This is a genomic window from Kutzneria sp. NPDC051319 (genome assembly GCF_040682195.1).
Lineage (GTDB): Bacteria > Actinomycetota > Actinomycetes > Mycobacteriales > Pseudonocardiaceae > Kutzneria.
Map to the genome: position 1 here is coordinate 18,717 of NZ_JBFBAM010000096.1, position 10,328 is coordinate 29,044.

Below are 10,328 nucleotides of genomic sequence, written 5' to 3' on the forward strand. Positions count from 1 at the left end.
CGGGAAGCCTAATCGAAGTTACTGGTCAGTAACTACTTGACGTGGCGTGGCTCGCACCACTCCGGGAACACAGGCCCGGGCTCTCGCGTTGGACGAGCAGGAAGCTTGAGCGGACTGGACTCAACTCCGGTCCACCTGGCAAACTTGAGTCGACGCTGCTCAACCGGCAGCGGTGCACCAGTATCGGGAGGCAGTTCAATGGCGCGTGCGGTCGGCATCGACCTGGGGACGACCAACTCCGTCGTCGCCGTCCTTGAGGGCGGTGAGCCGACGGTGATCGCCAACTCCGAGGGTTCGCGTACCACCCCGTCCATCGTCGCCTTCGCCAAGAACGGCGAGGTGCTGACGGGACAGCCGGCGAAGAACCAGGCCGTCACCAACGTGGACCGGACCATCCGTTCGGTCAAGCGGCACATCGGCACGTCGTGGACGCAGGAGATCGACGGCAAGGCCTACACCGCGCAGGAGATCTCCGCGCGGGTGCTGATGAAGCTCAAGCGCGACGCGGAGGCGTACCTGGGCGAGGAGATCACCGACGCGGTGATCACCGTCCCGGCCTACTTCGAGGACGCGCAGCGGCAGGCCACCAAGGAGGCCGGCCAGATCGCGGGGCTCAACGTGCTCCGCATCGTCAACGAGCCCACCTCCGCCGCCCTGGCCTACGGCCTGGACAAGGGCGAGAAGGAGCAGACCATCCTGGTCTTCGACCTCGGTGGCGGCACCTTCGACGTCTCGCTGCTGGAGCTGGGCGACGGCGTGGTCGAGGTCCGTGCGACCTCCGGCGACAACCACCTCGGCGGCGACGACTGGGACCAGCGCATCGTCGACTGGCTGGTGGAGAAGTTCAAGACCAGCAGCGGCATCGACCTGACCAAGGACAAGATGGCGCTGCAGCGGATCCGGGAGGCCGCGGAGAAGGCCAAGATCGAGCTGTCCTCCTCCTCGACCGCCAGCATCAACCTGCCCTACATCACCGTGGACAGCGACAAGAACCCGCTGTTCCTGGACGAGACGCTGTCGCGCGCCGAGTTCCAGCGGATCACCTCCGACCTGCTGGACCGCTGCCGCGCGCCGTTCAACCACGTGATCAAGGACGCCGGCGTCAAGATCGCCGACATCGACCACGTGGTGCTGGTCGGCGGTTCCACCCGCATGCCGGCCGTGACCGAGCTGGTCAAGGAGCTGACCGGCGGCCGCGAGCCGAACAAGGGCGTCAACCCGGACGAGGTCGTCGCCGTCGGCGCCGCGCTGCAGGCCGGTGTGCTGAAGGGCGAGGTCAAGGACGTCCTGCTGCTCGACGTCACCCCGCTGTCCCTGGGCATCGAGACCAAGGGCGGCATCATGACCAAGCTCATCGAGCGCAACACCACGATCCCGACCAAGCGGTCCGAGATCTTCACCACGGCCGACGACAACCAGCCGTCCGTGCAGATCCAGGTGTTCCAGGGCGAGCGCGAGATCGCGGCCCAGAACAAGAAGCTCGGCATGTTCGAGCTGACCGGCCTGCCGCCGGCCCCGCGTGGCGTGCCGCAGATCGAGGTCACCTTCGACATCGACGCCAACGGCATCGTGCACGTCCAGGCCAAGGACCTCGGCACGGGCAAGGAGCAGTCGATGACGATCACCGGCGGCTCGGCGCTGCCGAAGGACGACATCGACCGCATGATCAAGGACGCCGAGGAGCACGCGGAGGAGGACAAGCGCCGCCGCGAGGAGGCCGAGACCCGCAACCAGGCGGAGACCTTGGTCTACAGCACCGAGAAGTTCATCAAGGACAACGACGACAAGCTGCCGGCCGACACCAAGGAGAAGGTGCAGGCGGCCATCGTCGAGGCCCAGGAGGCCCTCAAGGGCACCGACCTCGGGACGATCAAGTCCGCGGTGGAGAAGCTGGCCACCGAGTCCCAGGCGCTGGGCTCCGCGATGTACGCCAACGCGCCGGGCGCCGAGGGCGCGGCCGCGGGCGACGCCCCGGGCGCGCAGGCCGGCCCGCAGGCCGATGACGTGGTGGACGCCGAGATCGTGGACGAGGACCCGAAGAAGTGAGCGAAAACCAGGAGCAGCCGGTGGTCGTGAACGACCGCCGACGGATCGACCCGGAGACGGGCCAGCTCCGCGACGTGGAGCCGGGCGAGCTGGCCGAGGAGACCGAGTCTCCCGGCCGGCACGCCGCCGAGGAGCCCGTGGCCGACCCGGCCGCGGAGCTCAAGGCGCAGCTGGACGAGCGGACCGCCGACCTCCAGCGTGTGCAGGCCGAGTTCGCCAACTACCGCAAGCGGGTGGAGCGGGACCGCGAGGTCAACGCGCTGGCCGCCAAGGGACAGGTCGTCAACGAGCTGCTGGGCGTGCTCGACGACGTGGAGCGGGCGGGCGCGCACGGCGATCTGACCGGCGCGTTCAAGTCGGTCAGCGACAAGCTGGTGGCGGTGCTCCAGGCGACCGGCCTGGAGTCGTTCGGCCACGAGGGCGAGGAGTTCGACCCCTCGGTGCACGAGGCGGTGCAGCACAACACCTCGGCCGAGGTGACCGGCCCGACCGTGACGGCCGTGCTCCGGCGCGGCTACCGGTTCGGCGAGCGCCTGCTGCGGCCGGCGCTCGTGGCGGTCACCGACCATGAGCCCGCGACCGCTGAGTAGCAACCACAGGGAAGGGAGGGACGCCCGGTGAGCGCACGGGACTGGATCGACAAGGATTTCTACGGCGACCTGGGCGTCTCCTCCGACGCCTCGGCCGACGAGATCAAGAAGGCGTACCGGAAGCTGGCCCGGGAGCTGCACCCCGACGCCAACCCCGGCGACGCCAAGGCCGAGGCCCGCTTCAAGTCGGTGTCGCAGGCCTACGGCGTGCTGTCGGACGCGGAGAAGCGCAAGCAGTACGACGAGGCGCGGCGGCTGTTCGGCTCCGGCGGGTTCCGGCCCGGCGGTGGCGGCGGCTTCGGCGGCGGCTCCAGCTCGTTCGACCTGGGCGACCTGTTCGGCGGGGCCCAGGCCGGCGCCGGCCAGGGCGGCATCGGCGACCTGCTGGGCGGCCTGTTCGGCCGCGGCGGCCGGGGCGGGGCGGCGTCAGCGACGCGGCCCCAGCGCGGCGACGACGTCGAGACCGACGTGCGGATTGACTTCGTGGAGGCGGTCAAGGGCGCGACGGTGCCGCTGCGGCTGTCCAGCCCGGCGGCCTGCGGCACCTGCGGCGGCTCCGGCGCGAGGCCGGGCACCACGCCGCGGACCTGTCCGACCTGCAAGGGCGCCGGGCTGGTCAGCCGGAGCCAGGGCGCGTTCGCGTTCAGCGAGCCGTGCCGCGACTGCCGGGGCACCGGCAAGATCATCGACGATCCGTGCCCGGAGTGCGCCGGCGAGGGCGTGAGCACCAAGGTGCGCACGCTCACCATGCGGATTCCGGCCGGTGTCGACGACGGTCAGCGGATCCGGCTGGCCGCGCAGGGCGAGCCCGGGCGCAACGGCGGCCCCAACGGCGACCTGTTCGTCCGGGTCCACGTGGCGCCGCACGCGGTGTTCGGACGTTCCGGTGACGATCTCACGGTGACGGTCCCGGTGACCTTCCCCGAGCTGGCGCTCGGCACCACACTGACGGTGCCGACGCTGGACTCGACGGTCAACGTGAAGGTGCACCCGGGCACGGCCAGTGGCCGCATCCTGCGGGTGCGCGGCAAGGGCATCGAGCGCAGGGACGGCCGCAAGGGAGACCTGCTGGTGACGCTCCAGGTCGCGGTCCCGTCGCGGTTGGAGGGCAAGGCCGAGGAGGCGCTGAAGGCGTACGCCGAGGCCACCGCCGACCACGACCCGCGGGCGGAGTTGGACGCGCTGCTCGGAAAGGGTGACGCATGATGGGCAACCCGTTCTCGTTCCCGCCGGGCACCAACGAGGACACGCCGGTGTTCGTGATCTCGGTGGCGGCTCAGCTGTCCGGGCTGCACGCCCAGACGCTGCGCAGCTACGACCGGCTCGGCCTGGTGTCGCCGGGCCGGGCCAGCGGCGGCGGGCGGCGCTACTCCGCGCGGGACATCTCGCTGCTGCGTGAGGTGCAGCGGCTGTCCCAGGAGGAGGGCGTCAACCTGGCCGGCATCAAGCGCATCATCGACCTGGAGAACCAGGTGGACGCGCTCAAGGCCCGGCTGACCGAGGTGCTGGAGGAGCTGGCCGCGGCGCACGTGGCGGCCGAGCAGGCGGCGGCCGCCGTGCACGCCTCCTACCGGCGGGACCTGGTCCCCATCCGCCATCAGCAGCAGATCGTCGTCTGGAAGCCCAAGCAGTAGTCGGGCACAAAAAAGGGGGGCCGGCCGGCCCCCCTTTTTTTCAGCATCAGTCCAAAGTGAACGGGTCGTAGCGGATGTGGTCCAGCGGAGTGCCGGCCACCAGCATCCGCGAGACCGTCGCGCGGATCATGGCCGGGGAGCCGCAGACCAGGACCTCGCGGTCCGACCACGAGCCGTAGCGGGTGACCACGTCGGCCAGCGACCCGTGCTCGTAGCCCTGCAGGCCCGGCTCGGACTCGACCACCGGCACCACGGTCAGCCACGGGTTGCTCTGGGCGATGCGCTGGAGGTTCTCCAGGTCGTACAGGTCCTCGCGGGTGCGGCCGCCGACGAACAGGTGGACGCGGGGGTTCTCGCCCCACTGGGCCAGGTTGTCCAGGATCGCCCGCATCGGCGAGACGCCGGTGCCGCCGGCGACCATGAGGATGTCCCGCTCGCTCTCACGGTCCACGGTGAGCCGGCCCATCGGGGCACCGAGTCGCCACTGGTCGCCGACCTGCGTGTGGGCCACGATCGAGCGGCTCACCCAGCCGCTGTTGACCGCGCGGATGTGGAACTCGACGGTGCCGTCCTCGCGGGGCGCGTTGGCCGGGCTGTAGTAGCGCCACAGCCGGGGCCGCTGCGGCGTCTCGACGCTGACGTACTGGCCGGGCTGGTAGGGCACCGGGTAGTCGGGCTGCACCCGCACCATGGCCAGACCCCAGCTCAGGCGCTTGTGCTCGACGACGGTGGCCGGCCAGAAGGCGGGGCCCTCGTCGGCGGCCGCGGCCTCCTGCATGGACCGGGCCATGATCGTGTAGGCCTCGGCCCAGGCCCGCTCGACCTGCGGCGTCCATGCCTTGCCGGCGAACTTCTTGATCGCGGCGAGCAGGGCGGTGCCGACGGCCTCGTAGTGGCTGGAGACCACGCCGAACTTGCGGTGGTCACGGCCGAGCTGGCGCAGGAAGGGGATCAGGTCGTCGGGGCGGTCGACCATCTGCACCACGTGCACCAGGGCGCGCAGCAGGCGGCTGCGCTGCACCGACATGTTCACGGGGAACATGTCACGGGTGGTCGGCGCGAGGCTGAACAGCATCCCGTAGAAGAACTTCGCCACTTCCTCGGCGCATGGCTCGACGACCGCGAAGCTCTCGCGAATCATCCGCACCATCGCGGTGACACCAGGTGGCGGTTCGCGTTGAGGGTTGGTCGCAGGCAAGGGATTCAACACGGCGTTGGCTGTCATGGTCCGGGCGCAGTCTCCACGTAGTCAGGGGCACCTGGCAAGGCGGTCCCGTGGTCAAGCATCCGTCCCCCGACAGGGTGGACCCTAACTCGACATCGGGTCCTTGTGGGACTTGATGCCACGTTCGAGTGGACTGGGGTAACTAACCGTTGACAGACCTTCCCACGAACGGGCGAAGAATGGTCCGGGGGTGTGCACAGCGCGGTCGACATGACACGGTGGATCACCGTGACCCCCGTCCACCTTGCTCCGACCGGTACCGCCGGGCCCGAGCTGCTCCAACTGGAGCTGTCGGATGCGCCGTCCCCCGCGGTGACCGACATCACCCTGCACCCCGACGATCCGCTGGGCGCGATGCCCGACGCCGCCGGCTTACCCGGGTCCCGAGGCGAGCACCTGCTGCAAAGAGCCTTCGGCACCGTCGACCGGGCCAACCGGTTCTACCGCGATCAGGTCCTCGACCATCTCAACGACGAGATGCGCGCTTTCGTTACACGCATGGACATGGCCTTCATCGGCACCTCGGACGCGGCCGGCGAGTGCGACGTGTCCTTCCGTGCCGGCCCGGCCGGCTTCGTCCAGGTCCTCGGCGAGCGCTGGCTGGCCTATCCCGAGTACCGCGGCAACGGCGTCATGGCCAGTCTCGGCAACATCAGCGAGAACGCCCACGTGGCGATGTTGATGGTCGACTTCGCCACCGACCTGATCGGCCTGCACGTCAACGGCCGGGCCCGGATCGTGGACGACGCCGAGCTGCGCGCCGTGCACCCCGACCTGCCGACCGAGTTCGACCGCGGCCGCACGCCCGAGCGCTGGGTGGTGCTGGAGGTGGTCGAGGCCTACATTCACTGCCGCAAGCACATCCCGAGGCTGGTCCCGGTCGATCGCACCCGGGACTGGGGCACCGATGACGGTCGCCGCAAGGGCGGGGACTACTTCGGCGTCCGATCGGCCAGAACGGCGGCCCGCTAGCGGGGATCGGACACCCCGACCACTACGGTTTGACGTTCGTGTGACGCGGATGGAGGACCACAGGGTGGACGAGCACGATCAGGCTGACCGCCGGGAGGCAGCCCAGGCCGTGGAGCGGGCCCTCTCGGTGCTGTTCGGCCGGGCCCGCAGCTTCTCCCTCCAGGTCGCCGCGGCCGTCCACCCCGGGCTGGACACCGCCTCCTACGCACTGCTCGTGCACCTGTACGAGACCGGCCCGGTGCGCGCCGCCGAGATCGTGGAGCGCACCGGACTGGACAAGTCCACGGTGAGCCGGCAGATCGCCCGGCTGGAGGAGCTCGGCCTGCTGGAGCGGGCCGTGGACAGCGCCGACGGCCGGGCCCGCATCGTGCAGCTGACCGCGACCGGCCACGACCGGCTCAGCGCCGTGCGCAGCGACCGCCGCAAGCTGTTGTGGGAGCGGCTCTCGCACTGGTCCAGCGAGGACATGCACACGTTCTCCACCCTGCTGGATCGGTTGAACGAGGTGCTGTGATGGGTCCGTCGGTCGACGAGGCGCTGGAGCTGATCCGCCAGCTGCGGATGCTCAACCAGATCCAGAACGCGGCCCGGACGCGGTTCTGGAACGACGAGTTCGGGCTGCACCCGGCGGCCGGCGCGCTGCTGGCCGACGTGGTGGCCCGCGGCGAGGTCCGGGTGTCCGACCTGGCCGAGCACCGGGTGGTGGACACCTCGGTGGTCAGCCGGCAGATCGCCCAGCTGGAGAAGGTCGGCCTGGTCGAGCGCAGGCCGTCGCCCAGCGACGGCCGGGTGGCGCTGATCAGCCCGACCGAGCGGGGGCTGGAGGTGCTGGCCGGCTGGAAGCAGAAGCAGGCCGAGCTGATCCGGGCCGCGTTCGCGGAGTGGGACGACGGGCGCCTGGCGGCGGCCAACGGCGTGCTGCGCGAGCTGATCGCCTCGCTGCGGACGTCCCTGGAAGCGTGACCACCCGGACGGCGCAGTCCTGTGGATCGTCACCTGGGGATTGTGGACAACCGGCCGGGCGCTGGGGACAACCCTGACGCGCATGTGGGTGAAAGCCCGGAAGCGGGCGCTGACCAGCCGTGACAGCGTTGGGTGAGCCGGCTCACTCCGGTATGCTCGTACTTGAGCGGAACAGACTCAACTTTTCTGACGTTGAAGCTGGTGTCCCGACGTCTCGCCCGAAGGTGGGAGATGAACGAGTTCAACCCGACCACGAAGACGCAGCAGGCGGTGTCCGAGGCGGCGCAGGCCGCCACGATGGCCGGCAATCCCGACATCACGCCCGTGCACCTGCTCGCCGCGCTGCTGGCCCAGGGTGACGGTCTGACCGCCCCGCTGCTCACCGCGGTCGGGGCCGATCCGGCGCAGGTGCGCGCCGAGCTGGAGAAGCTCGCGCACTCGCTGCCGTCGGCGACCGGCGCCAGCATGTCCGCCCCCAACCTGTCCCGCGACGGCCTACGCGTGATCACGCACGCCCAGCGCCTGGCCACCGAGATGGGCGACGAGTACGTCTCCACCGAGCACCTGCTGGTGGGGCTGGCGGCCGAGGGCGGGCAGGTCGCCGACCTGCTGCGCCGGCACGGCGCCTCCCCGGACGCGCTGCGCGAGGCCTTCACCAAGGTCCGCGGCTCGGCCCGGATCACCAGCCCGGACCCGGAGGGCACCTTCCAGGCGCTGGAGAAGTACGGCGTCGACCTGACCCAGCGCGCCCGCGACGGCGAGCTCGACCCGGTGATCGGCCGCGATGCCGAGATCCGCCGCGTCGTGCAGGTGCTGTCCCGGCGCACCAAGAACAACCCCGTGCTGATCGGCGAGCCCGGCGTGGGCAAGACCGCCATCGTCGAGGGCCTCGCCCAGCGCATCGTCGCCGGCGACGTGCCGGAGTCATTGCGCGGCAAGCGGGTCATGGCGCTCGACCTGGGTTCCATGATCGCCGGCGCCAAGTACCGCGGCGAGTTCGAGGAGCGGCTCAAGGCCGTGCTCAAGGAGATCACCGACTCCGCCGGGCAGGTCATCACCTTCATCGACGAGCTGCACACCATCGTCGGCGCCGGCGCGACCGGCGAGGGCGCGATGGACGCCGGCAACATGATCAAGCCGATGCTGGCCCGCGGCGAGCTGCGCATGGTCGGCGCGACCACGCTGGACGAGTACCGCCAGCACATCGAGAAGGACCCGGCGCTGGAGCGCCGGTTCCAGCAGGTGCTGGTGGGCGAGCCGAGCGTGGAGGACACGATCGGCATCCTGCGTGGCCTCAAGGAACGCTACGAGGTGCACCACGGTGTCCGCATCACCGACACCGCGCTGGTGGCCGCCGCGACCCTGTCCGACCGCTACATCACCGCCCGCTTCCTCCCGGACAAGGCCATCGACCTGGTCGACGAGGCCGCCTCGCGGCTGCGGATGGAGATCGACTCCCGGCCCGTCGAGATCGACGAGGTGGAGCGGGCCGTCCGCCGCCTGGAGATCGAGGAGATGGCCCTGGCCAAGGAGTCCGACCTGGCGTCGGTCCAGCGGCTGGAGGCGCTGCGGGCCGAGCTGGCCGAGAAGCGCGAGCAGCTGTCCGCGCTGACCGCCCGGTGGCAGAACGAGAAGGGCTCCATCGAGAAGGTCCGCGAGCTCAAGGAGCAGCTGGAGCAGCTGCGCGGCGAGTCCGAGCGGGCCGAGCGCGATGGCGATCTGGGCCGCGCCGCCGAGCTGCGCTACGGCCGGATCCCGGCGTTGGAGAAGGACCTCGCGGCGGCGACGGCGAGCACGCCGAGCGGCGACGTGATGCTCAAGGAGGAGGTCGGCCCGGACGACGTGGCCGACGTGGTCAGCGCCTGGACCGGCATCCCGGCCGGCCGGCTGCTCGAAGGCGAGACGGCCAAGCTGCTGCGCATGGAGGACGAGCTGGCCAGCCGCGTGGTCGGCCAGGCCGAGGCCGTGCGCGTGGTGTCCGACGCCGTGCGCCGGACCAGGGCCGGCGTCGCCGACCCGGACCGCCCCACCGGCTCGTTCCTGTTCCTCGGCCCGACCGGCGTCGGCAAGACCGAGCTGGCCAAGGCGCTGGCCGAGTTCCTGTTCGACGACGAGCGGGCGATGATCCGCATCGACATGAGCGAGTACGCCGAGAAGCACTCGGTGGCCCGCCTCGTCGGCGCGCCGCCCGGCTACGTCGGCTACGACCAGGGCGGCCAGCTGACCGAGTCGGTGCGCCGCCGCCCCTACGCCGTCGTGCTGCTGGACGAGGTGGAGAAGGCGCACCCGGACGTGTTCGACGTGCTGCTGCAGGTGCTGGACGACGGCCGCCTGACCGACGGTCAGGGCCGCACGGTGGACTTCCGCAACACGATCCTGGTGCTCACCTCCAACCTCGGCTCGCAGGCCATCGCCGACCCGCTGCTGACCGAGCAGCAGCGCAAGGACGCGGTGCTCTCGACCGTGCAGCGGCACTTCAAGCCGGAGTTCCTCAACCGGCTGGACGACCTGGTGGTCTTCCACGCCCTCGCCACCGAGGAGCTGACCGCGATCGTGGACATCCAGGTCGCCCGGCTGGGCAAGCGGCTGGCGCAGCGCCGGCTGACCCTGGAGGTCTCGCCGGCGGCCCGCGACTGGCTGGCGCTCAACGGGTTCGACCCGATCTACGGCGCCCGGCCGCTGCGCCGGCTGGTGCAGTCGGCGATCGGCGACCAGCTGGCCAAGGAGCTGCTGGCCGGCGAGATCCGGGACGGCGACACCGTGGTGGTCGACGCGTGGGAGGACAACTCCGGCCTCATGGTCGGCCGGTCGCTCACCGCCTGACCGCCCAGATCCCGCCCCCGGCTGATGCAGGGAAGGACGCCTTACCTGCGTTCAACGCAGGTAAGGCGTCCTTAC

At 70.7% G+C, this 10,328-nt stretch carries 9 protein-coding genes; 8 read left to right on the forward strand and 1 reads right to left on the reverse strand.

Annotated features, from left to right (window positions below):
- Positions 1-198 precede the first annotated feature (198 nt).
- Genes dnaK through AB0M73_RS45340 form a run of 4 tightly spaced genes read left to right on the forward strand, consistent with a single transcriptional unit; the run spans position 199 to position 4,270 of the window.
- Complete coding sequence (gene dnaK / locus AB0M73_RS45325) at positions 199-2,046, forward strand: molecular chaperone DnaK (protein ID WP_363905690.1); 1,848 nt, start codon at positions 199-201, stop codon at positions 2,044-2,046.
- Positions 2,043-2,636: a nucleotide exchange factor GrpE gene (gene grpE / locus AB0M73_RS45330; RefSeq protein ID WP_363905692.1), complete on the forward strand. Its 594-nt coding sequence runs from the start codon at positions 2,043-2,045 to the stop codon at positions 2,634-2,636. Before dnaK ends, grpE begins: the two co-directional genes overlap by 4 nt.
- A gap of 27 nt (positions 2,637-2,663) precedes the next feature.
- Complete coding sequence (gene dnaJ / locus AB0M73_RS45335; RefSeq protein ID WP_363905694.1) at positions 2,664-3,842, forward strand: molecular chaperone DnaJ; 1,179 nt, start codon at positions 2,664-2,666, stop codon at positions 3,840-3,842.
- Positions 3,842-4,270, forward strand: a complete 429-nt coding sequence (locus AB0M73_RS45340; protein WP_043720747.1) for a helix-turn-helix transcriptional regulator — start codon at positions 3,842-3,844, stop codon at positions 4,268-4,270. The genes dnaJ and AB0M73_RS45340 overlap by 1 nt, the downstream gene beginning before the upstream one ends.
- Positions 4,271-4,316: 46 nt before the next feature.
- On the opposite strand, the gene AB0M73_RS45345 is transcribed toward AB0M73_RS45340, so the two are convergent.
- The gene (locus tag AB0M73_RS45345) at positions 4,317-5,420 is read right to left on the reverse strand and encodes an FAD-binding oxidoreductase (protein WP_043720750.1); all 1,104 of its coding nucleotides are present in this window, start codon (positions 5,418-5,420) and stop codon (positions 4,317-4,319) included.
- Between the two features lie 303 nt (positions 5,421-5,723).
- Here AB0M73_RS45345 and AB0M73_RS45350 point away from each other — a divergent pair, with 303 nt between their 5' ends.
- The 4 genes from AB0M73_RS45350 to clpB all read left to right on the forward strand — a co-directional run bounded on the left by AB0M73_RS45350 (position 5,724) and on the right by clpB (position 10,253).
- Positions 5,724-6,467 carry a pyridoxamine 5'-phosphate oxidase family protein gene (locus AB0M73_RS45350; RefSeq protein WP_043730808.1) on the forward strand — a complete coding sequence of 248 codons (744 nt, stop codon included), beginning with the start codon at positions 5,724-5,726 and terminating at the stop codon, positions 6,465-6,467.
- A 64-nt stretch (positions 6,468-6,531) separates the two neighbouring features.
- Positions 6,532-6,981 carry a MarR family transcriptional regulator gene (locus AB0M73_RS45355; protein WP_363905697.1) on the forward strand — a complete coding sequence of 150 codons (450 nt, stop codon included), beginning with the start codon at positions 6,532-6,534 and terminating at the stop codon, positions 6,979-6,981.
- On the forward strand, positions 6,981-7,430 hold the full coding sequence (locus tag AB0M73_RS45360; protein ID WP_363905699.1) for a MarR family transcriptional regulator: 450 nt from the start codon (positions 6,981-6,983) through the stop codon (positions 7,428-7,430). The genes AB0M73_RS45355 and AB0M73_RS45360 overlap by 1 nt, the downstream gene beginning before the upstream one ends.
- A 231-nt stretch (positions 7,431-7,661) precedes the next feature.
- Positions 7,662-10,253 carry an ATP-dependent chaperone ClpB gene (gene clpB, locus AB0M73_RS45365; RefSeq protein ID WP_363905701.1) on the forward strand — a complete coding sequence of 864 codons (2,592 nt, stop codon included), beginning with the start codon at positions 7,662-7,664 and terminating at the stop codon, positions 10,251-10,253.
- Positions 10,254-10,328: the final 75 nt, after the last annotated feature.